Below are 23483 nucleotides of genomic sequence, written 5' to 3' on the forward strand. Positions count from 1 at the left end.
GGCCCGGCTCCCCCGCACGGGGGAGGCGATCTCCTCGGCCGGGGGAGGCCCAACCCCGGCGCGGAACGCGAGGGTTGCCCCATGACCAGCATCGACGTCCACCACCTGACCAAGGAGTACGGCACCAGGCGCGCGGTCGACGACCTGACCTTCAGCGTCCGGCCCGGCCGCGTCACCGGCTTCCTCGGCCCCAACGGCGCCGGAAAGTCCACCACGATGCGCCTCGTGCTCGGCCTCGACCGCCCCACATCGGGCACCGCCACCGTCGGCGGCCGCCCCTTCGCGACGTACGACGAGCCGCTGCGCCAGGTCGGCGCCCTGCTCGACGCGCAGGCCGCCCATGGGTCGCGCACCGCCCGCGACCACCTGCGCGCGCTCGCCGTCAGCAACCGCGTCGCCGCCCCGCGCGTGGGCGAGGTCCTCGAAGAGACCGGCCTCGCCGCCGTCGCGCACCAGCGCGTCAAGACGTTCTCGCTGGGCATGCGGCAGCGCCTCGGCATCGCGGCCGCCCTGCTCGGCGACCCCGCCGTGGTCCTCCTGGACGAGCCGTCCAACGGCCTCGACCCCGAGGGGATCATCTGGATCCGCGAGCTCGTGCGCCGCCTCGCCCGGGAGGGCCGCACCGTGCTCGTGTCGAGCCATCTGATGAACGAGACCGCCACGTTCGCCGACCACCTCGTCGTCCTCGGCAAGGGCAGGCTCCTGACGGACACGCCCATGCGGGACTTCATCACCGCGCACAGCAGCCCCCGCGTGCGCGCCCGCACCAGCGACCCGGCACGGCTGCGCGCCGCCCTGGCCCGCGCGGGACACGAGCTGACCGAGGCCGAGGACGGCGCCTGGACGGTGGACGGCGTCCGCGCCGCCGAGGTCGGCGCCCTCGCCGCCCGCGAGGGCGTCCCGATCCTCGGACTCGCCGACGAGGAGGCCTCCTTGGAGCAGGCCTATCTGGCCCTCACCGCCGAGGAGACCGAATTCTCCGCGGGCCCCACCGGCTCCGCGACCACCACCACCCGACAGGAGGCCTGACCATGTCGACCGCCGCCGTGCTCCACTCCGAGTGGATCAAGATCAAGTCGCTGCGGGCGACGCTCGTCTCCCTCTTCGCGGTGTGCGCGGCGACCCTGGCGATCACCGTCCTCGCGTTCGCCACCGTCGGCAAGGCGGAGGCCGACAACGTCGACGCCGAACCCGTCTTCGACGCCTTCTACGCCCTCAACTTCGGCCAGATCGCGGCCATCAGCTTCGGCACGGCCGCCGTCGGCTCCGAGTACGTGACGGGGGCGCTGCGCGTCTCGCTCACGGCCGTCCCGCGCCGCGGCCTGTTCTACACCGCGAAGACCGCCGTCATCGGCGCGGCCGCCCTGCTCGTCGGCCTCGTCACCTGCTTCGGCGCGTTCCTCGCGGGCCAGGCCTTCCTGGGGGAGTACGCCATCGGGCTCGGCCACCCCGGAGCGCTGCGCGCCTGCCTGGGCGGCGGGGTCTACCTGGCCCTGATGGCGCTGTTCGCGGCGGGCCTCACCGCCCTGCTGCGCAGCGGAACCGCCGTGCTCAGCCTGCTGATCCCGTTCCTCCTCATCGTGTCCTTCGTGGTCGGCGACGTCGCGGGCGGCGCCGCCCAGTTCCTGCCCGACAGGGCCGGACAGCAGATCCTGCACGCGGACCCCACGGGCACCCTCGGCGCGTGGACGGGGCTCGCCGTGACGGCGGCCTGGGCGGGCGCCGCGCTGCTCGCGGGCTGGTGGGCGGTGCGCCGCAGGGACGCCTGAGCGGCGCCCGCACGGTCCGGGCAGACCGCTGTCGCCCCGGCGTCGATGACTGATTGTCAGTGGCGGCCGCTTTACTGGACGCATGAGCAGCGCAGAGCACCTCGCGACGATCGACCTGCTGCGCGCCCGGGACTTCCCCGAGGCGCCCGGCAGGTCCGCGGCCGTCCGCGCCGGACCCGGCTTCCACATCGCGGAGTTACGCACGTACGAGACGGCGGAGGACGACGACGGCACGGCCCGCGACGCCATGGAGGAGCAGTACGAGGCGGAGCGCGACGCCCTCGCCGTGCTCCTGACCGCGCGCTGGGGCGAACCCCACATCATCAGCCTCGCCAGTGCCTTCGCCCGCGTCGTGGCCGGTTCGGGGGACGTGCCGGAGCCCTGGGCGTCCCTCAGCGAGACCGTGCCCGACGTGCACCTGTGGCAGGTCGAAGGCCACTGGCTGGCCCTGGGGGTGGCCCGCTGGGGCGGCTGGGACGCGCTGCAACTCCTCGCGGTGATCACGAAGGTCGACCCGCCGTGACGACGCCACCGCCTCCACCCGGGCGACCCCGTACGTCAGCCTCGGCCGCCCCGAAGGCCAGGACCGTCAGCCACCGGGGCGAACGTCAACTCCCCGTACGGGGACGGCAGGAAGAAGCGGGCCACCTCCGCGTCCCGCACCTCCGCGAGGCGCGCGGGCGACCAGCGGGGCTTGCGGTCCTTGTCCACGACCTGGGCGCGCACGCCCTCCGGGAAGTCCGCGGAGGTCAGACACGCGCACGACGTGCGGTACTCCTGACGCAGCACGTCCTCCAAGGAACCGAGGGCGCGGGCGCGGCGCACGGCGGCGAGCGTGACCTTCAGGGACGTGGGCGAGCGCGAGAGGAGCGTCTGTGCGGCCTCCTTCGCCGCAAGATCGCCCCAGGCAAGGAGCCGGTCGACGATCTCCTCCACGGACCCGGCGGCGTAGCAGGAGTCGATCCACTCCCGGTGCGCGGCCAGTTCGCCCTCGGGCGCGGCCTCGGCGAAGGCGGCCACCACGTCCGCCGCCTCGCCGTCCGCGAGCGCCGCGGTGAGCTCCCCGAGCCGCCCGGAGGGCACGTAGTGGTCGGCGAGCCCGCACAGCAGGGCGTCCGCGGCGCCCACCGCCGTGCCGGTCAGGGCCAGATGCGTACCCAGCTCACCCGGCGCCCGCGACAGGAGGTACGTCCCGCCGACGTCCGGCACGAAACCGATGATCGTCTCGGGCATGGCGACCCGCGAGCGCTCCGTGACGACCCGCACGCCGCCATGGGCCGACACCCCGACGCCACCGCCCATCACATAGCCGTCCATGAGGGCGACATAGGGCTTCGGATAGTGCGCGATGCGGGAGTTGAGCACGTACTCGTCGTGCCAGAACGCCGCCGACGCGGCGCCACCGCCCGCCAGGATGTCCGCGCGCACCGCCCGGATGTCACCGCCCGCGCACAGGCCCCGCTCCCCGGCGCCCGACACCACGACGGTCGCCACCGCCTCGTCCCGCTCCCAGGCGGTGAGCGCCTCGTCGATCAGACGGACCATGGTGTGGTCCAGGGCGTTCAGCGCGCGGGGCCGGTTCAGGACGACGTGGGCCGCGCGGCCCTCGGTGCGCAGGAGGACCGGGGGTGGTGCGTCATGGCTCACGGGGTGGTTCCGTCCTTCGGTAGTACGTCGTGAGGGGGCGCGTCCCCGGAGGTCCGGCGCTCTCCTGCGCTCTCCGGCGCGCCGCCGCCCGCCTCGGTGTCCTGGAACGCTCCGGTGGTCTGGACCGCCCCGGTGTCCTGGAACGCCGCCAGGATCCGCTCCGCGGCCGTCGTCGCGGTCACCGTCCCCTCGCGCACGCCCCGCTCCAGCTCCGGCGCGAGCCGCCGCACGTCCGGGTGGGCGTACAGACGGCCGAGGAGCTCCTCGCGCACCATCGTCCACGTCCAGTCGACCTGCTGGTCGCGGCGCTTGGCGGCGAGACGGCCCGTGGAGTCCAGGAGCGCGCGATGCTGCTCAAGGCGCTCCCAGAGCGTGTCGAGCCCGCTGCCCTCGCGGGCACTGCAGCTGAGCACCGGCGGCGTCCACACCGCGTCCGAGCTTGGGGTCTCCCCTGCTCGAGCGGAGCCGAGAGCTTGGGGATGCATCAGGCGCAGCGCGCCCGCCAGTTCACGGGCCGCCGAGCGCGCGTCCCGCTCGTGCGGGCCGTCGGCCTTGTTGACGGCGATGACGTCCGCGAGCTCCAGGACGCCCTTCTTGATGCCCTGGAGCTGGTCACCGGTCCGGGCGAGCGTGAGCAGCAGGAAGGAGTCGACCATGTTGGCCACGGCCGTCTCCGACTGGCCCACGCCGACGGTCTCCACGAGCACCACGTCGTAGCCCGCGGCCTCCATCACCACGATGGACTCACGGGTCGCCTTCGCCACGCCGCCGAGCGTCCCCGCCGTGGGCGAAGGGCGTACGAACGCCATCGGGTCCACCGACAGGCGCTCCATGCGCGTCTTGTCACCCAGGATGGAGCCGCCCGTGCGCGTCGACGACGGATCGACGGCGAGCACCGCGACCCGGTGCCCGAGGGAGGTGAGCATCGTGCCGAGCGCGTCGATGAACGTCGACTTGCCCACCCCCGGCACACCACTGATGCCCACGCGCCGCGCCCGCCCCGCGTGCGGAAGCAGCTGGGTGAGCAACCGCTGGGCGAGGACGCGGTGTTCGGGCTTGGTGGACTCCACGAGCGTGATGGCCCGCGCGATGTGCGCGCGCTTGCCGTCGAGGACACCCTTCACATAACTGTCGAGATCGATCGTCGGTGCCATGGGGTCAGCGGCTCACAGCCCGTTCCCGGGACCGTCGGCGGCCTGTTCGTCCTCAGGGCCGTCCGCGGGCAGCTCGTGGCCGAGGCTCACGGCGAGCCGCCGCACCAGGTCGTACGCCGCGTCCGGGATCACCGTGCCCGGCGGGAACACGGCCGCCGCCCCCATCTCCAGGAGCGTCGGCACGTCCTGCGGGGGAATGACACCACCCACGACGATCATGATGTCCTCGCGGCCCTCGGCGGCGAGCTCCTCGCGCAGCGCGGGCACCAGCGTCAGATGCCCGGCCGCCAGCGAGGACACGCCCACGATGTGCACGTCCGCCTCGACGGCCTGCCGGGCCACCTCACCGGGCGTCTGGAACAGCGGGCCGACGTCGACGTCGAAGCCCAGGTCGGCGAAGGCCGTGGCGATGACTTTCTGGCCGCGGTCATGGCCGTCCTGGCCCATCTTGGCGACCAGGATGCGCGGTCGGCGCCCCTCGGCCTCCTCGAAGGACTTCACCAGCGCGCGGGTGCGCGCCACGGACGGCGACGGGCCTGCTTCGGTGCGGTACACACCGGAGATCGTACGGATCTGGCCCGCGTGCCGCCCGTACGCCTTCTCCAGGGCGTCCGAGATCTCGCCGACGGTCGCCTTCGCACGGGCCGCGTCCACGGCCAGCGCCAGCAGGTTGCCTTCCAGGCCGGGGCCGGAGCCGCGCTCGGCCGCCGCCGTCAGCTTGGCCAGCGCGTCCTGGCAGACTGCGTCGTCGCGCTCGGCGCGCAGCCGCCGCAGCTTCTCGATCTGCTGCGCGCGCACCGAGGAGTTGTCGACCTTCAGGACCTCGATCTGCTCGTCGGTGTCCACGCGGTACTTGTTCACGCCGATCACCGGCTGGCGCCCGGAGTCGATCCGCGCCTGTGTGCGCGCCGCGGCCTCCTCGACGCGCAGCTTCGGGATGCCCGCGTCGATGGCCTGCGCCATGCCGCCCGCGGCCTCGACCTCCTGGATGTGCTGCCAGGTGCGGCGGGCCAGGTCGTAGGTCAGCCGCTCCACGTAGGCGCTGCCGCCCCACGGGTCGATGACCCGGCAGGTCCCGGACTCCTGCTGGATGAGTAGCTGCGTGTTGCGCGCGATACGGGCCGAGAAGTCCGTGGGCAGCGCCAGCGCCTCGTCCAGGGCGTTGGTGTGCAGCGACTGGGTGTGGCCCTGCGTGGCGGCCATGGCCTCCACACACGTACGCGTCACGTTGTTGAACACGTCCTGCGCGGTCAGCGACCAGCCCGAGGTCTGCGAATGCGTGCGCAGCGAAAGCGACTTGGGGTTCTGCGGATCGAACTGCTTGACCAGCTTGGCCCACAGCAGGCGCGCCGCCCGCAACTTGGCGATCTCCATGAAGAAGTTCATGCCGATCGCCCAGAAGAACGAGAGCCGCGGAGCGAACGCGTCCACGTCAAGACCCGCCTCCCGCCCCGCCCGCAGGTACTCCACGCCGTCCGCGAGCGTGTACGCCAGCTCCAGATCGGCCGTCGCCCCGGCCTCCTGGATGTGATAGCCGGAGATCGAGATGGAGTTGTAGCGCGGCATCTTCTGCGAGGTGTACGCGAAGATGTCGGAGATGATCCGCATGGAGGGCTTGGGCGGATAGATGTAGGTGTTGCGGACCATGAACTCCTTGAGGATGTCGTTCTGAATGGTCCCCGCCAGCATCGTAGGCGGCACGCCCTGCTCCTCGGCGGCGACGATGTACAGCGCGAGCACCGGGAGCACCGCGCCGTTCATCGTCATCGACACCGTCATCCGGTCCAGCGGAATGCCGTCGAACAGCTGACGCATGTCGTAGATCGAGTCGATGGCCACGCCCGCCATGCCGACGTCACCGGTCACCCGCGGGTGATCGCTGTCGTAGCCGCGGTGCGTGGGCAGGTCGAAGGCCACCGAGAGGCCCTTCTGCCCGGCGGCCAGATTGCGGCGGTAGAAGGCGTTGGACTCCTCCGCGGTGGAGAAGCCCGCGTACTGGCGGATCGTCCACGGCTGGTTCACGTACATCGTCGGATACGGCCCGCGCAGATACGGCGCCACCCCCGGATACGTGCCGAGGAAGTCCAGGCCCTCCACGTCCGCGCCCGTGTACAGCGGCTTGACCGCGATGCCCTCGGGCGTCTCCCAGAGCAGGTCGTCCGCGTCCTTGCCGGTGACCGCCTCGACGGCGGCGCGCCACTGCCCGGCGGAGCCCTGCGGCGGCGCGCCCGCCCCCAGGTCGATGCCGGAGAAGTCGGGGATCGTCATGACGCCACTCCCATGAGGTCGAGGGTGGAGGACAGCACGGCCACGGCGTCACAGCCGGCGAAGACGTACGCGTCGACGCTCTCGCCGTACGCGCCGGGCCGCCCCGCGAGGAACACCTGCCGGGCGCCCGCCGCCTTCAGCGCGGCCGCCACGCCCGCCGCCTCCTCGGCGTACAGCGCGTCGCTGGAACACAGGCACGCGACCGTCGCCCCGCTGGCGCGGAACGCGTCGGCGGCGGAGTCGGCCGTCACCGACACCGGGTCATGGACCGGCTCGACACCGCCCGCCTGGAAGAGGTTCGCGGCGAACGAGGCGCGCGCCGTGTGCGCGGCCGCCGGGCCGAGCGCGGCCAGGAACACCTTCGGCCGGGCGCCGGTCGCCGCCAGATGGGCGTCCGAGCGGGACCGCAGCGCCTCGTACGCCTCGTCGCGGCGCACCCGCGGCAGACCGCCCGTCGGCCCCGCGGGCGCGGGCTCGCGCTCGACCGGCTTCTCACCGAGGTGCGGGAACTCGCTGACGCCGGTGATCGGCTCGCGCCGCTTGGCGAGCTTGCGGCTGCGCTCCGCCCAGGTCGCCGCGAGGCGCTCGCCGAGCAGACCCGAGCGCAGGGCCGCCGCCTGGCCGCCCGCCCGCTCGATCCCCTGGAAGAACGCCCAGGCCGCGTCGGCCAGTTCGGCGGTCAGCCGCTCCACGTACCAGGAGCCGCCCGCCGGGTCGATGACCCGGGACAGATGCGACTCCTCAAGGAGGATCGTCGAGGTGTTGCGGGCGATCCGGCGCGCGAACGCGTCCGGCTGGCCCAAAGCGTGGTCGAAGGGCAGGACCGTGACCGCGTCGGCGCCGCCCACTCCGGCGGCCAGGCTGGCCACCGTCGTCCGCAGCATGTTCACCCACGGGTCGCGGCGGGCCATCATCACCGGGGACGTGACCGCGTGCTGCCGCTGGGCGCCCGCGCCCGCGTCGCCGCACGCCTCGGCCACCCGGGCCCACAGCTGCCGCGCCGCCCGCAGCTTGGCGATGGTCAGGAACTGGTCGGCGGTCGCCGCGTAGCGGAACTCCAGCTGCGCGCACGCCTCTTGGAGCGACAGGCCCGCATCCGTCAGGAGCCGCAGATACGCGACGCCCGTCGCGAGCGAGGCGCCGAGCTCCTGCGCGGCCGAGCCGCCCGCCTCGTGGTACGGCAGCGCGTCCACGACCAGGGCCCGCAGACCGCCGTACTCACGGCCGAGGAGCCGCGCGAGCTCCACGGCGGCGTCCGCGCCCAACTCCTCGCCCGTACGCGCCTCGTACCCCAGCGGGTCGGCGCCGAGCGTGCCGCGCACCGCGCTCTTGGCGACGCCCGCCGCGTCCACGAGCCCGAGGAAGGCCCGCGCCGCCGGCTCGTACGCCGCACCGGCGTCCAAGGCGACCGGGGCCAGATCCAGATACACGCCGTCGAGCGCCCGCTCCAGGCCGGACACGGGCAGCGCGTCCGGGCCGAGGGCCAGCCACAGCGAGGTGACGCCGTTCTCCAGGTCGGCGAGGACCGCTTCGTTCGTGCTCCCGGGGTCGCTCGTCGCATGCCGCTGGCGTACGTCCCAGCCGGTGGCGGCGGCGCCCGCGGCGGAGCCGCCCCGCACGAAGGGGGCGAAGCCCGGGTGACCCACGTCGGCCACGGCGTCACGGGCGGTGTACAGCGGGCGGGTGCTGAGCCCGTCCTCTAGCGCGGTGGACAGCGCTTCCTCAGCCGCCGCCCCCGATACGTCCTTGCCCGACTTGCGCAGTACGCCTTCCACCAGGCGCTGCCACTGCTCATGGGTCGCATCAGGGAAATCGGCGGCCAGCGAAAGCCCGTCGTCAGGCAGGACCGTCATGCGTCGATGCTAGGGCGGAAACGGCACCTGATGCCGAGGCTCGGCTGTGACCTTGGACTCTTTGGATGCTCTTGAACTCGGGCGGCGTGAACGCTATTGCCGCACGTCACAGAAGGGGCATCAGGGGTGATGTGGGGTTCGGGAGGGGTTTGCCCAATGCCGCCGATTGAGGTAGAGGAGCGCCGGTGGCGAACCGGGTGTGCTCGCTCTCGAGCCGGAAGCCCGTCGTCCAGGCGAGGAGGCGGCTCGGGCGGTTCTCGCGTGCGCAAGACCAGCTCGCGGTGCGGCCGCGCGCCGCTACGTCCGCCGTGAGCGCGGTCACGCAAGCGTGCGCGAGCCCTCTGCGGCGGTGCTCGGGCGCGGTGGCGACGGCCACGTCCTCGTACGCGGCCCCCGCGAAGTAGGCGCAGGCCACGGAGAGGACCCGGCCGCCGCGGTCGAAGGCGGCGACCGCGCGCCCGGAGGCGGCGAGCCCCTCGGCGCCGCCCCAGCTGTCGTGGATCCAGTCGGAGCCGGGCCACCCAGCGGCCAGCGCCGCCGCGTCGTCCGCCGTCACCGGGCGGACCCGCACCCCGCGCGGCGGGGGCGGCACGGCCACCGGCTCCCGATGGACGTACACCATCCGCTCGACGGGCACCAGGCGTTCGAACGCGGCACCGAGCACGGGCAGGAAGCGCAGCGGGGCATCGACGTGCCCGGCCGCGAACGGCGCGAGACCCGCGGGCGTCACCGCGCGCGGGTCGCCGCGCAGCACGACGTGCCCGGCACAGGTCACCGCGAGCGCGCGCGGCGCGTCGGCACGGTCGGCCCACCACTGCCCGGCGCCGTGCGCCAGGACGTGTTCGGGCAGGGCGGCGGTCCCGGGCGCCCCGACGGCGAACCAACGGGAGAGCGCGGGAAGTTGACGCGGATCGAGCGGGATCACGGAAGCCGACCTCCAGAGGTTTCCACCAGCGATCGAGAGGATAAAGGGTTGGCACTCGGGCCGGGACGCGCCCGCCCGGGCCGCACGGACAGCGGCCGGGCCGGGCGCGGGAACCGGCAGCTCCGTCAGGAGGCGTGGCCGACCAGCACGTCGGCCAGCTTGGTGAGGCGCTTGACCGTGCGGTCCTCCCGGGCGGCCGCGGCCGGTTCCACCCGCTCCGCACGGTCGTAGTACGCGCCGTTGACGATCTCGACGGCCGGATCGCACAGGCGCACCACGTGGGCGGCGCCCTCGGCGGCGGCCGCGCCCTCGTGCGCGTACAGCGCAAGCAGCGCCGTGTCGCACACGCCCGGGTGCACGGACACCGCGGTCACGCGCGGATCGGCGGCGAAGACGGTGAGCGCGAGCTGCGACTGGGCGTACGCGGCCAGGCGCGAGTAGCGGCGGACGCGGTTCGGGTCGTTCCACTGGATCGACGCCGTGCGGTGCAGCGACGAGGAGACGTTGACGACGCGGCCGCCCGGATCGCTGGTCAGCGCGGGTTCCAGGAGGCTGGTCAGGAGGTAGTGCGCGAGGAAGTTCACCTGGAAGGCGATCTCGTTGCCATCGGCGGTGACCGTGTGCCGCTCGGGGGCCGCGATGCCCGCGTTGTTCACCAGGACGTCCAGGTGCGGGTGCTCGGCCACGACGCGCCGCGCGAGCTCCTCGACCTCCTCCAGGCGCGTGAAGTCGGCGGCGACGGCGTACGGGCGCGCCGCGCCGGCGCGGGCCGAGACGCCGAGCGCGTCGACGGCGGCCCGCGCCTCGGCGGCGGTGCGGCCGTGCACCAGCACGGTGACGCCGCGCTCGGTCAGGAGGCGGGCGGTCTCGAAGCCGATGCCGGAGGTGGCTCCGGTCACGAGCGCGGTACGGCCGGACAGTGAGGCAGAAGACATGGTCGTGTTCCTGTGTCGGGGCATGCCGGGGCGACCCCCCGGCGGGGGTCGGGCATGCGAATGGAGAGCTGTGCGTCCGGGAAGGGGCCGGGCGCGCTCGTCAGGAGCGCCGGGGCACGGCTGGAAGGCGCCGACGGGTGTCGGCGGGGGTGGTGAGTGTGGCGGGTGTGGCGGGTGTGGCGGGTGTGGCGGGTGCGGCGGGTGCGGTGCGGGTTGAGCGCCCCGTCAGGAGAACGGGCGCGCGACCGGCACCGCCGTATGAGGCGGCCGGTCGTCATGGCGCGCGAAGCTGTTCACGATCCTCATCCAACTGGCCCCTGAGCTGGCCTTCAAGCCGCCCGTACGGTCCTTGACGGGGCCCTGATACGCGCCGCGCCACCCCTGGGCACGCTCTGGCCCTCGGGCGTCAAGACCGCGTCAACAGGCCCTGATGGCGCATCAGGAGAGCGTCAACAAGAACAGGAACCTCCGGAACCGGCCCAAGACTGATCACTGCGGGGGGACGGACGAACGGAACCCCGGTGCGGGCTCGGAGGTCGCGTGACGACGACCATCGCCGACAGCGCACCCCTCCGGATACGGGGGTAACGGGGGGCGGGGCGGGTGCGCCCCGCACCGGGCATCCCTCGTCCGTCCAAGCGGACGTCCCGGGTCACGGCCACGAGGGGGCCGGGGCCCGGGACGTTTTCGTGTGCCCCTTCTTCCTTCCCGGCCTCCTTGGGTTGCTCGCTGTGGCTGTCGCTGCTCGTTGTCGCTGTTCGCTGCGGCCGCTCGCTGCGGCTGCGTGCTGTGGCTGCGCGCTGTGGCTTCTGAAAACGGGTGGGGCGCATCGGTTTGACGAGGCGTCGCGCGGATACGCGACCCGCCAGATCGGCCACCGACCCGACAGGGGAGCGAGGATGAGCGACCGAGGCCAGAACAAGACGGGCCCCTTGCGGGACGACGAGTTGAAGAGGGAACTGCGCGGGCACCTCCTGAGCGGCCACGAAACCCGAGCGCGCGAGGAGCGGGCCCTGGAGCCCTCCGGCGAGGACCAGCCCGCCGTCGACCCGATGCCCGTACCGCCACGGCCGGGCTCGACACCACCCGGAGTCACCCCGAGAGAAGTGGAACTGCGCGGCGAACTGGCCCGCCACCTCAGCCGCCGCGCCTACCCCCTCCACCGCGACGAACTGGTGCGGACCCTGCGCGACCACCACGCGCCGGACCTTCTCGTCGACCTCGCGGCACGGCTCCCCGACGACCGGCCCTACGCCAGCGCCCAGGACATCGCCCGAGGACTCGCCGACGACTGAGGACATGTAAGAGACGCGTCAACGCCGTGGGGCCCGCCGTATGAGAGACATCAAGAGCGACGGCGAACCCGCTGGTGGGCGCTTTGCTGAACGGGACCGCACTAATTCCTGCGGGCCCGTTCCGCTGCGGCCGCGTACGGTCGCGGGCAGGGTCCGCCCGCACTGTCAGGAGGCGGCACACGATGACCCGGGTGCTGGTGGTCGAGGACGACCCACAGCTCGTACGGGCTCTGGAGATCAACCTCAAGGCGCGTATGTACGAGGTGGACGCGGCGGTCGACGGGGGCATGGCCCAGCGTCTGGCGTCGGCGCGGCCGCCGGACGTGGTCCTCCTTGATCTCGGACTGCCCGACATGGACGGCATCGATCTGATCGGCTGGCTGCGCGGATTCAGCCGCGCCCCGATCCTCGTCGTATCCGCCCGCCAGGCCTCCGACGAGAAGGTCGCGGCGCTCGACGCGGGCGCCGACGACTACATACCCAAACCGTTCAGCATGGACGAACTCCTCGCCCGGCTGCGGGCCGCGGCCCGCAGGACCCGGCCCGCCGACCACGAACAGACCCCGGCCCTCGTCGAGACGCCGGGCTTCACCCTCGACCTGCTGGCCAAGAAGGCCTTACGCGACGGCCGCGCCGTGCGCCTCACCCCGACCGAGTGGCACTTCCTCGAAGTCCTGATCCGCCACCGCGGCCGCCTCGTCAGCCAACAGCAACTGCTCGGCGAGGTATGGGGACCCTCGCACAGCACACGCACCAACTACCTGCGCGTGTACATGGCCCAACTACGCCGCAAACTGGAGCCGGACCCGGCCCATCCACGGCATCTGATCACCGCGCCGGGGATGGGCTACCGGTTCGAGGAGTGACAGCTTCGAGAAGCGACGGCGGGGCGGGGCCGGAGCTGAGGCCAGGGCAGGGTGGGGCCGGGCCGGGGCTGGGCCGGGCTGGGCGTCACGCATGCCCGCACCCGTTCACCCGTTCTGGGCCCGCCGACCGGGGGGCGCGTCAGCAGAGTGTCAGCGTGCACCCCTTTACCGTCAACGGCACGTCATGGACAGTCGGTTGACACCCCGTGCCGGGCATAACGTCACCATGTGCCCGCTGCCCGGCACCGGGCCCCCGCGCCCGCGCCGACCGAGGCCGCGGCGCCCGACCGACCCACGAGAGCCTCACCCGAGGCTGCTCAAGGAGGAACCATGACCCAGCCCCTGGTGTGCGGCGAAGACCCCGAGCCTGCCGAACGGGGCCCGGCCGGACCCCTTTTCGTCCCCGTCCGGCCGGGACCCGCGGGCTGCATCGCCCGCCTGTTCCGCACACCCGTCGGCGGCCGGACCGCCGTCGCCTTCACCTCCGAGCAGCGGCTGGCCGCCACCCTCGGCGCCCGCCAGCCCTGGATCCGCCTCTCCGAACCCGCGCTGCGCGCCCTCGCCGAACCCCTGGGCGTCACCGGCGTCACCCTCGACCCGCGGCTCACCTCCGACGCACCGGCCACCCCCGTGCTGCCGGTCACTCCCGTGCCGCCGGTCACCGTGCCGTCCGTCGCCGCCTCTTCGGCCCACCGCCCCACACGCCGACGCGAGTGGGACCCGCAGGCCGCGGGCGCGCCGCGCGTCACCGGGGCCGCCGCCCTGGTCGGCGCGCTGACCGCCTGGATCGGCTGAGACGGCCCGGTGACGATGTGAAGACGAGGCGAAACGAGGACCCCGCCATGACCCTTGCCGACCTGCCCGCGGCCAGAGACCACGCCGCGCCCCCCACCCCCGCCGCGCCCCCCGCACACCTGGACGCCGCCGACGACCTGACGGTCTGGCCGCACTCCACGACCCGCCTCCCGCACGGCGACCTGTCCGTCGGCGGCGTGGCACTCACCGACATAGCCGACCGCTTCGGCACCCCCGCCTACCTCCTGGACGAAGCCGACGTACGCGACCGCTGCCGCACCTACCTGCACGCCTTCCCCCACACCGACGTCCTGTACGCGGCCAAGGCCTTCCTGTGCCGCGCCATGGCGCACTGGGTGGCGGAGGAGGGGCTCGGCCTCGACGTGTGCTCCGCCGGCGAGCTCGAACTCGCCGTCACCACCGGCTTCCCCGCCCACCGCATCGTCCTGCACGGCAACGCCAAGAGCCCGCAGGACCTGCACGCCGCCCTGCGGCTCGGCGTCGGACGCATCGTCATCGACAGCGCCTCGGAGATCGCCCGGCTCGCCTCGGCCGTGCCCCACGGCAGCCGCCAGAAGGTCCTCGTCCGCGTCGTACCGGGCATCGCCGCGGGCGGCCACAGCAAGATCCGCACCGGCACCGAGGACCAGAAGTTCGGCCTGTCCATCACCGACGGCTCCGCCCAGCACGCCATCGCCCGCATCCTCGACCAGCCCGGACTCGAACTCGTCGGCCTGCACTGCCACTTGGGCTCCCAGATCACCACGGACAAGCCCTACCTGTGCGCCGTGCGCCGCCTCGTCGGCCTGATGGCCCGCATCAAGGACCACCACGGCGTCACCCTGCCCGAACTCGACCTCGGCGGCGGCCACGGCATCGCCTACCGCCCCGGCGAGGACGCACTCGACATCACCACACTGGCCCGCAAGGTACGCGCCGAACTCAACGAGAGCTGCGCGGCGGCCGGCCTCCCCGTGCCCCGCCTGATCGTCGAACCCGGCCGCGCCATCGCAGGACCCGCAGGCGTCGCCCTCTACCGCGTCCTGTCCGTGAAGCGCACCAGCGAACGCACCTTCGTCGCCGTCGACGGCGGCATGAGCGACAACCCACGCCCCGCCCTGTACGGAGTGCGCTACCTGCCCCGCCTCATCGGACGCCGCTCCACCGCCGCACCCACCACCGTCACCGTCGTCGGCCGACACTGCGAAGCCGGGGACGTCCTCGCCACCGACATCCAACTGCCCGGCGACACCCACCCCGGCGACCTGCTCGCCGTACCCGTCGCCGGCGCCTACCACCTCTCCATGGCCTCCGGCTACAACCTCATCGGCCGCCCACCGGTCGTCGCCGTCGCAGACGGCCACGCCCGCCTCCTCGTACGCCGCGAGTCCCTGGAGGACATCCGCAGCCGAGACGTCGGCCTCTAGCCGCACCGAAGGCGGGCCGCCCCCTCCACGCCCCCTCAGGGGCGGCCCGCCAGCGGGTCTCCAGCCCCGGCCCCCAGACAGCCCCCGCACCCACCGCACCCGGGCCCTGCCTTCCGTACCCCCCACGTGATCCCTCCGCCACCCCAACGGCCGCACCTCAGGACCCCACGAAGCGCAGCACCGCCAACACCCGGCGGCTGTACCCGCTCGCCGAAGGCAACTCCAACTTGTCGAAGATCGCGTTCACATACTTCTCCACCGCGCTCTGCGACACGTGCAACTGCTCCGCGATCGCCGCGTTCGTATGCCCCTGCGCCATCTTGCCCAGCACCTCGCGCTCCCGGTCCGTCAACCGCGACAGCGGATCAACCTGACTGCTGAACGTCAGCAACTGACGCACGACCTCCGGGTCGAAAGCCGTCCGCCCCGCACCCACCCGGTCCAAGGCGTCCAAGAACTCGTCGACCTGCACCACCCGGTCCTTCAGGAGATAGCCCACACCCTCCGTCGCCGTGGTCAACAAGTCCGTGGCATACCGCCGCTCCACATACTGGGACAGCACCAGAACCCCCGTACCCGGCCAAGAACGGCGAATCTCCAGCGCCGCGCGCAGACCCTCATCCGTATGCGTCGGAGGCATCCGCACATCCACGACCGCCGCGTCCGGCGGATCGGCCGCGATCGCATCCAGCAGCGCCTGCGCGTCCCCCACGGACGCCGTCACCTCATGCCCCTCGTCCGCCAACAGCCGGGCCAGACCCTCGCGCAGCAGCGTCGAATCGTCGGCGAGCATTACACGCATGGCAACTCCGCGGTGATGACAGTGGGACCCCCGGCCGGGCTGGCCACACTGAACGTACCGTCGAGCGCGGCGACCCTCCGCGTCAGGCCCAACAGCCCACCGCCCGCCGGATCGGCACCACCCCGGCCGTCGTCCTCCACCCGCAGCCGCAACACCCCCTCCGCACCCCGCGCACACACCGTGACCAGACTGGCCCCCGAGTGCTTGACCGCATTCGTCACGGCCTCGGCAGCCACGAAGTACGCGACGGCCTGCGCCGTGGGCGGCGGCGCGTCCCGCAGCTCACAGTCGAGTCGCACCGGAATCGCGGCCCGCTCCGCGACCGTCTCCAGAGCCGCCGCAAGGCCGCCCTCGTCCAACGCCGCCGGATACACTCGCCAGGCCACCTCCCGCAGCTCCACCAGCGCCTGCTGACTCTCCTCATGCGCCTGGCGCAGCAGCGCCGCCGCCTTCTCCGCATCAGGCGTACGACGGGCCCGGCCGAGCAGCATGCCCAGCGCCACCAGACGCTGCTGCACGCCGTCGTGCAGATCGCGCTCGATACGGCGCCGCTCGTCGTGCACCGCCTCCACGACGCCCGCGCGGCTCTCCGCCAGCTCCCCGATCCGGCGCTGCATGCGCTGACGGGCACTCGGACCCAGGAAGTGCCGCGCGAGGCGCTCGTCCATCAGCGCCACCGCCCGCACTCCCTGAGCCGCCAGGAACAGCAGGAACATCCCGCCGAAGCCCGAGACGCCCATGGTCATTGGCCATCTGCTCAGATCGACCGCGGCCCAGCCCCACAGCAGCAACGAGGCATAGCCCCCACCTATCAAGGCGCACACCAGGACCATGCCCCCGAGCAGCCCCACCGGCCAGCGCGTGGCGACGAAAGCAAGCGCGGGCGCACCACTCGTCGGCGGCGCTATCTCCGAGCCGTACCACCTCGCCATCCGGCGCCGCTGCCCGTCGGCCCACCGGCGGGCGACCCGAGCGACCACGCCCGACTCGCCCCGACCCGCGCCCGACCGCCCGAGCGTGAGCAGCAGCCAGAGGCCCGACGCCAAGGTGAGGACCAGCTCGACGACCGCGCTGAGGAATCCGAGCAACACGCCCACGGCGACGCGCAGTCGGCGAATGAGATAGCTCCGCATGATCAATCACGCTAGTCGAGCGCCGCGCTCCGCGGACTGCGGAAAACCGCAAACCTCACTGAGGCACCCCACAGCCCCGCCCTACGGAGCCCCACAACGAATCTCTGCGGCGGCCCCCATACCGCCCTGGCCTGCACATTCCGTAGCGTCGACGACATGATCCTCACAGCTGAGCACGCCCTCGACACCCCCCTCCTCACCGCCCACGCGTCCACATCACCGGACGCCCCCGCGGGCGGCATAGCGGGCTGGGCCGCCGACCTCATGGACTCCCTCGGCGCGGCAGGCGCGGGCGCCGCCATCGCGCTGGAGAACCTCTTCCCACCCCTGCCCAGCGAAGTCATCCTGCCCCTCGCCGGATTCGCCGCGAGCCAGGGCAAGTTCAGCCTCCTCGCCGCACTCGTGTGGACCACCGCCGGATCAGTGGCGGGCGCCATCGCCCTCTACGCCATCGGCTCACTGCTCGGCCGCGACCGCACCGTCGCGATCGCCGCCCGCCTGCCGCTGGTCAAGACGTCCGACATAGAGAAGACAGAAGCGTGGTTCGCCCGGCACGGCACCAAAGCCGTGTTCTTCGGCCGCATGGTGCCCATCTTCCGCAGCATGATCTCGATACCAGCGGGCATCGAGCGCATGCCCCTGCCCGTCTTCCTCGGCCTCACCACCGCGGGCAGCCTCATCTGGAACAGCGTCTTCGTGCTCGTCGGCCACGCCCTCGGCACCCGCTGGCACGAAGTCACCGACGTCGTCGGCCTCTACTCGAAGGCCGTCCTCGGCATCGTCGCCCTCGCCACCCTGGCCTTCGTGGCGGCCCGCATACGCAAAGCGGGCCGCGGCGCGCACCGGGCACGGAGCTGACCGTGCCGGGCACGCGAGCCACGGCCCGCCCGACGAGTGAAGCCTCCCGATGCGCGGGAGACCGTGCCTCAGAGAATCGCGCCCGGCGCGTACGCCGCAGCCGCGGGGTGCTCCTTGAGCACCGCCTCGATCTGCGCGACGACCGCGGCGACCTGGGCACCAGCGGCGCCGGTGAACGACAGCTTGTCGGCCATCAGCTCGTCCAGCTGCGCGCGGTCCAACGGAATGCGGGAGTCGGCGGCCAGCTTGTCGAGGAGCTCGTTGCGCTCCACACCCTGCTCTCGCATGGCGAGCGCGGCAGCCACCGCGTTCTCCTTGATCGCCTCGTGGGCCTCCTCACGGCCCACACCCGCCCGCACCGAAGCCATGAGGACCTTGGTGGTGGCGAGGAACGGCAGATAGCGGTCCAGCTCCCGGGCGACGACGGCGGGGAACGCACCGAACTCGTCGAGCACCGTCAGGAACGTCTCAAGGAGCCCGTCCAGCGCGAAGAACGCGTCGGGCAGGGCCACCCGGCGGACCACGGAGCACGACACGTCGCCCTCGTTCCACTGGTCGCCGGCCAGCTCGGCGGTCATGGAGGCATAGCCGCGCAGGATGACCGTCAGACCGTTGACACGCTCGCAGGAGCGGGTGTTCATCTTGTGCGGCATGGCGGACGAGCCGACCTGGCCCGGCTTGAAGCCCTCGGTGACCAGCTCGTGCCCGGCCATCAGCCGGACCGTCTTCGCCAGGGACGACGGCGCGGCGGCCAGCTGCACGAGCGCCGTGACGACCTCGTAGTCGAGGGAACGCGGGTAGACCTGACCGACGGAGGTGAAGGCACTGTCGAAGCCCAGATGCGTCGCGATACGGCGCTCCAGGTCGGCGAGCTTGTCCGCGTCGCCGCCGAGCAGGTCCAGCATGTCCTGAGCGGTGCCGACGGGGCCCTTGATGCCACGCAGCGGATAGCGGCCGAGGAGGTCCTCAAGACGGCGATAGGCGACGAGCAGCTCGTCGGCAGCGGTCGCGAAGCGCTTGCCGAGGGTCGTCGCCTGCGCGGCCACGTTGTGCGAGCGGCCCGCCATGACCAGCTCCGCGTACTCGCCGGAGAGCCGGCCGAGCCGCGCGAGCACCGCCACCGTGCGGTCCCGCACCAGCTCCAGGGAGAGCCGGATCTGCAGCTGCTCCACGTTCTCCGTCAGATCGCGGGAGGTCATGCCCTTGTGGACGTGCTCGTGTCCGGCGAGGGCGTTGAACTCCTCGATGCGGGCCTTCACGTCGTGGCGCGTGACCTTCTCGCGCTCGGCGATGGAGGCCAGGTCGACCTGGTCGAGGACCCGCTCGTAGTCGGCGAGCGCCGCGTCCGGCACCTCGATGCCGAGGTCCTTCTGCGCGCGCAGCACGGCGAGCCAGAGCTGACGCTCGAGCTTGACCTTCTGCTCGGGCGACCAGAGCGTGGCGAGCTCGGCGGAGGCGTAACGCCCGGCGAGGACGTTCGGGATACGGGGCTTAGCAGGCGCAGCAGTCACAGTCGGCCATTCTACTGGCGGTTTCTGCAGGCCAGCGCCATGGCTGGGTTCGTCTGAATCTACGAGGGGAGGGAGCGGGGTGGGGAGGGGGAGGGGGGGAGGGGGCCCCACCCCCCCGTATGACGGTCACCTCAGCGTGTAGCCCCCATCCGGATACAACGCAGACCCCGTCGTATACCCATTCCCAAACAGATAGAGCACCGCGTGGGCGATCTCGTCCTCGCTGCCGAGGCGGTGCAGGAGGGTGTCCCTGCGGTACTGGGCGAAGGCCTGGTCGCGGGCCTCGGCGGGGCGGCCCTGCCACAGGTTGCCGTCGATGGTGCCGGGGGAGACGACGTTGACGCGGACGGGGGCGAGCTCGACGGCGAGGCCGCGGGCGAGGCCTTCGAGGGCGGCGTTGCAGGCGGCGTAGGCGGGCGCGGGGCCCGGTGGGCGCGCGCCCGCGGCGCCGGACATCAGGACCACGGACCCGTCGGCCGTGAGCTTGGGCGCGGCGAGCCGTACCGCGTGGTACTGGCCCCAGAACTTGGTGACGAAGGGGCTCTCGGCGTCCTCGTCGCTCAGTTCCAGCATGGGGCCGACCCGGTAGGTGCCCGCGGTGGTGAGGAGGTGGTCGACGCGTTCCACGGGGGCGAAGAACGCGGCGAGGGAGGCGCGGTCGGTGACGTCCACCGTGCGCCAGGTCGCCGCGTCCCCCAGTTCCCGGGCCGCGGCGGCGAGCCGGTCTGCGGAACGCCCGCCGAGCACCACCCGGGCACCGGCCGCGACCGCCTGGTGGGCGACGCGCAGCCCGATGCCGGAGCCGCCGCCGATGAGGACGACGGTACGGCCGTGCAGGGTCCCCGGGCCGGGCACGGCAGGGGCGGGGGCCGTGGGGCGAGGGTCGGGAGGCGGGGTGGTCATGGCGCGATCCTTGTCGAGGTGGGGAAGCAGGAGTGATCGACTTCTGCTCCGGCCAACTCCCAGGACCGCGACGGCATTCCGGGCAAGGGGGTACCCCTTGTACCCGGCTGCCCGCTACCCGTCTACCGGCCTACCCGGCTGTGCCGGGGACGAGCGGGCGGTGCCTGGCACAAGCAGCCGTGCCGGTTGCGAGCAAGCTGCGCCGCGGGCTCAGGTGGGGTCCGGCTCCACGCGGTGCCAGCCCTGGACCGGGCCGGGCGTCGCGGTGTCGGCCGGGGTGACCCAGAAGGCGCGGCCCGTCGCGGGGTCCACGTGGGCGCCGGTCCGGCCGTCGCCGGAGGAGCGGCCCGTCAGCCGACGGCCGATCCACGGGGCGAGATGCTGCCGAGCGAAGCGGGCGTCGGCGACGCGCCGCGCGGACCAGGACGGCGGCACGGCGGCGGGAAGCGGTGCCTGCCAGTCCTCCTCCGGCGCGTACCCGAGCGTCTGCCAGACCGCCTCGGCGACCCTGCGGTGCCCCTCCGCCGTCAGATGCAGCCGGTCCACGTCCCACATGCGCTGGTCGCCGAGCGCCACCGACCCGTACAGATCGACGACGACGGCGCCGTGGCGGGCCGCGAGGTCGTCGACGTGGGAGAAGAGCTCCTCCATGCGGGGGCGGAACCGTTCGAGGACCGGGCCGTTGCGGCCCGGGCTGCGCATCAGGACGAGCTGCTTGCAGGACGGGGCGAGGGTCTCCACGGCCTGTTCGAGCAGACCGCGTACGCGTCCCATGTCGCACTTGGGGCGCAGGGTGTCGTTGAGGCCGCCCACGAGCGTGATCACATCGGCGCCGAGCGCGGCGGCGACGCCGACCTGCTCGTCGACGATCTGCCCGATGAGCTTGCCCCGCACGGCGAGGTTGGCGTACCGGAATCCGGGGGTGCGGGCGGCGACGCGCTCGGCCAGGACGTCCGCCCAGCCGCGGTAGCCGCCGTCGGGCAGCAGGTCGGACATGCCCTCGGTGAAGGAGTCGCCGACCGCGACGAGGCTGGAGTAGGTGGCGTTGATCTGCATGGCGGGGTCGATGGTATCCCGCGGGCGCGAGCCGGGCCCGAGCCGCCTACGGCACCCGGGCCCGCGCGCCGGGCTCCGCGAAGCACCCGCTCAGGCTGCCGAAAGCCCGGCCCAGCCCGAGGCCCAGTCCTGCCCGGCGCGCGGCCCCACCCGAGGCCCGGCCCCGCCCGGCGCCCGGCCCCGCCCGACGCGCGCCCCCGCGCTCAGGCCGCCGTGAAGCGCCCGCTCGGCTCCCCCCGCAGCCGCCCCCGCGGCACCGCGCGGCCGAACGCGGCGAGCAGCAGGTCCTGGCCCGCTCCCCGCAGCGGCGCCCCGGTGCCGTACGTCCGGTCGAGGTCGTCGGCGCACAGCTGGACCCCGGCGAGGTCGGCGCCGAAGAACTTGGCGCCCTTGACGGTGACGTGGTCCAGGAGGATCCGCACCCGGTCCTCCGGCACGCGCCGGTCCAGGCCGAGGGCCACCGTGATGTCCATGCCGTGCACGACGTCGTGGCCGAGCGCGCTCGCGAAGCCGCCCACCGGCGGGGTCCAGGGGTGGTGCGCGTGCGTGCGCAGGAAACCGGCGAGCTCGTCCGTCCCGTACGCCGCCGCGTCCGCGCGGGCGCACCGGTCCGTCATGCGGTGCAGGCTGCCGCCCGCCCTGACGAGCTGCCACAGGACGCGGGGGAGCGGGTAGCGGAAGCCGAGCGACATGTGCGCGGCGACCTCGCGCACCCGCCAGCCCGCGCACAGCGACGGCGCGTCCCACTGCTCGGGCGTCAGGCTCTCCAGGAGGTCGGCCAGCTCGTGGCGCTCGGCCGCGATGGCGGCCCGTATGCGCTGTTCCGACGTGGTTTCGGGACCCGTGCTCCGTGTGTTCCCCATGGTTCCAAGATCTAAGGGGCGGTGTGATAAGTCCAAGAGTCAGTACGTATGGTGACTAGCATTCCTGGTTATGGAACTTCGCCAGTTGCGGTACTTCCTGACCGTCGTGGAAGAGGCCAACTTCACCCGTGCCGCCGCCCGGTTGCACGTGGCGCAGCCCGGGGTGAGCGCCCAGGTGCGCCAGCTGGAGCGGGAGTTGGGGCAGCGGCTCCTCGACCGTTCGGGCCGTACCGTCACGGTGACGGAGGCGGGCGCGGCGGTACTGCCGTACGCCCGGGCCGCGCTGGCCGCCGTGGAGGGGATGCGGCAGACGGCCGACGAGTTCACCGGGCTGCTGCGCGGCCGCGTCACGATCGGGGTGGTCTCGGGCTCCGCGACGGGTGTGTTCGGCGTGGCGGAGCTGCTCGCCGACTTCCACGACGACCATCCGCACGTGGAGATAGCCCTGACCGAGGACACGTCGGAGCGCATGCTGGCCGCGCTCCGGGCGGGCGAGCTCGACATCGCCCTGGTCGGCCCGCCGGGCGAGACCCCGCCGCAGGGCATTCTCTGGGACATCGTGGTGGACGAGCCGCTGGCGGCCGTCGTGGCCGAGGGCGACCCGCTGATCGCGTACGCGGAGGGGCACGCGGGCCACGCGGACGCCGACGCCGACCCCGCGCCGAGCGACGCCCTGACGAGCCCCCTCCCTCCGGTCGCGGTCGGCGAGACGCGCCCCACCGCCCCCGGCCTCCCCCTGGCCGCGCTCGCCGAGCGGCCGCTCATCAGCCTGCCGCGTGGCACCGGGCTGCGGGCGGCCCTGGAGCGGGCCTGTGCGCGGGCCGGGTTCGCGCCGCGGGTCGCCTTCGAGGCAGCGGCGCCCGACCTCGTCGCCCAGCTGGCGGCGCGCGGCCTGGGCGTGGCGGTCTTCCCCGCCTCGGAGGCGGAGGTCGCGGAGCTCGGTCTGCGGGCGCTGCCGTTCGCCGAGCCGGTGCCGCGCGGCCGGATCGCGCTCGCCCGCCGCGCCGACGGCCCGCAGGGACCCGCCGCCCACGCCTTCCTCACCCGGCTCCAGGAGGCCCTCATGCCCGGGGCGGCCGACGCGTCGACAAGCGGTGCCAAGGGGCGCGACCATAAGGGCAGTTGAGGGCTCAACCGTGAGGCCTCGCTCCTGGAGAGGGGGCCGCCATGTGGAGCGCTGCCTTCTGGAAAGCCACCGCGGAGCGTGCCGTCCGCACCTTCGCGCAGGCACTCGCCGCGATCCTCGTCGCCGGGGCGACGAACCTCCTGGACGTGGCCTGGGCGGCGGCCCTCGGCACCGCGGGCATGGCGGCGCTGCTCGCCGTCCTCACCGCGCTCGGATCGGCGAAGGTCGGCCCGCCCGGACCCGGCTTCACGGAGACCCCGGACGGCGGAGGGCGCGCCCCCGTCGGCTGACGAAAAG

At 73.2% G+C, this 23483-nt stretch carries 22 protein-coding genes; 10 read left to right on the top strand and 12 right to left on the bottom strand.

Annotated features, from left to right (window positions below; all coding sequences use genetic code 11):
- Positions 1–81 precede the first annotated feature (81 nt).
- From ACIG3E_RS25610 to ACIG3E_RS25620, 3 genes are all read left to right on the top strand, one after another.
- Positions 82–1029: an ATP-binding cassette domain-containing protein gene (locus ACIG3E_RS25610; RefSeq protein ID WP_399620773.1), complete on the top strand. Its 948-nt coding sequence runs from the start codon at positions 82–84 to the stop codon at positions 1027–1029.
- Positions 1030–1031: 2 nt separating this feature from the next.
- Positions 1032–1769: an ABC transporter permease gene (locus ACIG3E_RS25615; protein WP_399620776.1), complete on the top strand. Its 738-nt coding sequence runs from the start codon at positions 1032–1034 to the stop codon at positions 1767–1769.
- Positions 1770–1851: 82 nt separating this feature from the next.
- On the top strand, positions 1852–2292 hold the full coding sequence (locus ACIG3E_RS25620) for a hypothetical protein (protein ID WP_399620779.1): 441 nt from the start codon (positions 1852–1854) through the stop codon (positions 2290–2292).
- Between the two features lie 35 nt (positions 2293–2327).
- Here ACIG3E_RS25620 and ACIG3E_RS25625 read toward each other — a convergent pair whose 3' ends face one another.
- The 6 genes from ACIG3E_RS25625 to ACIG3E_RS25650 form a co-directional block, all read right to left on the bottom strand.
- Positions 2328–3416 carry an enoyl-CoA hydratase/isomerase family protein gene (locus ACIG3E_RS25625; protein ID WP_399620782.1) on the bottom strand — a complete coding sequence of 363 codons (1089 nt, stop codon included), beginning with the start codon at positions 3414–3416 and terminating at the stop codon, positions 2328–2330.
- On the bottom strand, positions 3413–4570 hold the full coding sequence (gene meaB / locus ACIG3E_RS25630; protein ID WP_399620785.1) for a methylmalonyl Co-A mutase-associated GTPase MeaB: 1158 nt from the start codon (positions 4568–4570) through the stop codon (positions 3413–3415). The genes ACIG3E_RS25625 and meaB overlap by 4 nt, the downstream gene beginning before the upstream one ends.
- Positions 4571–4582: 12 nt before the next feature.
- Positions 4583–6838, bottom strand: coding sequence for a methylmalonyl-CoA mutase (scpA, locus tag ACIG3E_RS25635; RefSeq protein ID WP_399620788.1), 2256 nt, complete (start codon positions 6836–6838; stop codon positions 4583–4585).
- Entirely contained in the window at positions 6835–8691 is a 1857-nt protein-coding gene (locus ACIG3E_RS25640; protein ID WP_399620792.1) for a methylmalonyl-CoA mutase family protein, read from the bottom strand. The genes scpA and ACIG3E_RS25640 overlap by 4 nt, the downstream gene beginning before the upstream one ends.
- A 106-nt stretch (positions 8692–8797) precedes the next feature.
- Positions 8798–9616, bottom strand: coding sequence for a GNAT family N-acetyltransferase (locus ACIG3E_RS25645; protein WP_399620795.1), 819 nt, complete (start codon positions 9614–9616; stop codon positions 8798–8800).
- 125 nt (positions 9617–9741) lie between these two features.
- On the bottom strand, positions 9742–10551 hold the full coding sequence (locus tag ACIG3E_RS25650) for an SDR family NAD(P)-dependent oxidoreductase (RefSeq protein ID WP_399620798.1): 810 nt from the start codon (positions 10549–10551) through the stop codon (positions 9742–9744).
- 899 nt (positions 10552–11450) lie between these two features.
- Between ACIG3E_RS25650 and ACIG3E_RS25655 the strand changes: the two genes are divergently transcribed.
- The 4 genes from ACIG3E_RS25655 (at position 11451) to lysA (ending at position 14934) form a co-directional block, all read left to right on the top strand.
- Positions 11451–11846, top strand: coding sequence for a DUF2795 domain-containing protein (locus ACIG3E_RS25655; protein WP_399620801.1), 396 nt, complete (start codon positions 11451–11453; stop codon positions 11844–11846).
- A 182-nt stretch (positions 11847–12028) separates the two neighbouring features.
- A complete protein-coding gene (locus tag ACIG3E_RS25660) occupies positions 12029–12712 on the top strand; it encodes a response regulator (RefSeq protein WP_399620804.1) in 684 nt (227 codons plus the stop codon).
- A gap of 330 nt (positions 12713–13042) precedes the next feature.
- The gene (locus tag ACIG3E_RS25665) at positions 13043–13507 is read left to right on the top strand and encodes an SAV_915 family protein (protein WP_399620806.1); all 465 of its coding nucleotides are present in this window, start codon (positions 13043–13045) and stop codon (positions 13505–13507) included.
- Positions 13508–13554: 47 nt separating this feature from the next.
- Positions 13555–14934 (top strand): diaminopimelate decarboxylase, encoded by a 1380-nt coding sequence (gene lysA / locus ACIG3E_RS25670; RefSeq protein ID WP_399620809.1) that lies wholly within the window; start codon positions 13555–13557, stop codon positions 14932–14934.
- 157 nt (positions 14935–15091) lie between these two features.
- Here lysA and ACIG3E_RS25675 read toward each other — a convergent pair whose 3' ends face one another.
- Positions 15092–15727, bottom strand: a complete 636-nt coding sequence (locus ACIG3E_RS25675; RefSeq protein WP_399620811.1) for a LuxR C-terminal-related transcriptional regulator — start codon at positions 15725–15727, stop codon at positions 15092–15094.
- Positions 15727–16869 carry a sensor histidine kinase gene (locus ACIG3E_RS25680; RefSeq protein WP_399620814.1) on the bottom strand — a complete coding sequence of 381 codons (1143 nt, stop codon included), beginning with the start codon at positions 16867–16869 and terminating at the stop codon, positions 15727–15729. Before ACIG3E_RS25680 ends, ACIG3E_RS25675 begins: the two co-directional genes overlap by 1 nt.
- 264 nt (positions 16870–17133) lie before the next feature.
- Here ACIG3E_RS25680 and ACIG3E_RS25685 point away from each other — a divergent pair, with 264 nt between their 5' ends.
- Positions 17134–17727, top strand: a complete 594-nt coding sequence (locus tag ACIG3E_RS25685) for a DedA family protein (RefSeq protein WP_399621428.1) — start codon at positions 17134–17136, stop codon at positions 17725–17727.
- Positions 17728–17795: 68 nt separating this feature from the next.
- Here the strand turns inward: ACIG3E_RS25685 and purB are convergent, their stop codons facing one another.
- The 4 genes from purB to ACIG3E_RS25705 form a co-directional block, all read right to left on the bottom strand.
- On the bottom strand, positions 17796–19238 hold the full coding sequence (gene purB, locus ACIG3E_RS25690; RefSeq protein WP_399620817.1) for an adenylosuccinate lyase: 1443 nt from the start codon (positions 19236–19238) through the stop codon (positions 17796–17798).
- Positions 19239–19364: 126 nt separating this feature from the next.
- On the bottom strand, positions 19365–20141 hold the full coding sequence (locus tag ACIG3E_RS25695; RefSeq protein ID WP_399620820.1) for an SDR family oxidoreductase: 777 nt from the start codon (positions 20139–20141) through the stop codon (positions 19365–19367).
- 210 nt (positions 20142–20351) lie between these two features.
- Positions 20352–21197, bottom strand: coding sequence for an SGNH/GDSL hydrolase family protein (locus ACIG3E_RS25700; protein ID WP_399620822.1), 846 nt, complete (start codon positions 21195–21197; stop codon positions 20352–20354).
- Positions 21198–21400: 203 nt separating this feature from the next.
- On the bottom strand, positions 21401–22060 hold the full coding sequence (locus tag ACIG3E_RS25705) for a maleylpyruvate isomerase family mycothiol-dependent enzyme (RefSeq protein WP_399620824.1): 660 nt from the start codon (positions 22058–22060) through the stop codon (positions 21401–21403).
- A gap of 70 nt (positions 22061–22130) precedes the next feature.
- Here ACIG3E_RS25705 and ACIG3E_RS25710 point away from each other — a divergent pair, with 70 nt between their 5' ends.
- A complete protein-coding gene (locus ACIG3E_RS25710; RefSeq protein WP_399620827.1) occupies positions 22131–23186 on the top strand; it encodes a LysR family transcriptional regulator in 1056 nt (351 codons plus the stop codon).
- Between the two features lie 41 nt (positions 23187–23227).
- Positions 23228–23476, top strand: coding sequence for a holin (locus ACIG3E_RS25715; RefSeq protein ID WP_138958337.1), 249 nt, complete (start codon positions 23228–23230; stop codon positions 23474–23476).
- Positions 23477–23483 lie beyond the last annotated feature (7 nt).

The sequence above is a fragment of the Streptomyces sp. NPDC053474 genome, from assembly GCF_044544845.1.
Classification (GTDB): Bacteria; Actinomycetota; Actinomycetes; order Streptomycetales; family Streptomycetaceae; genus Streptomyces.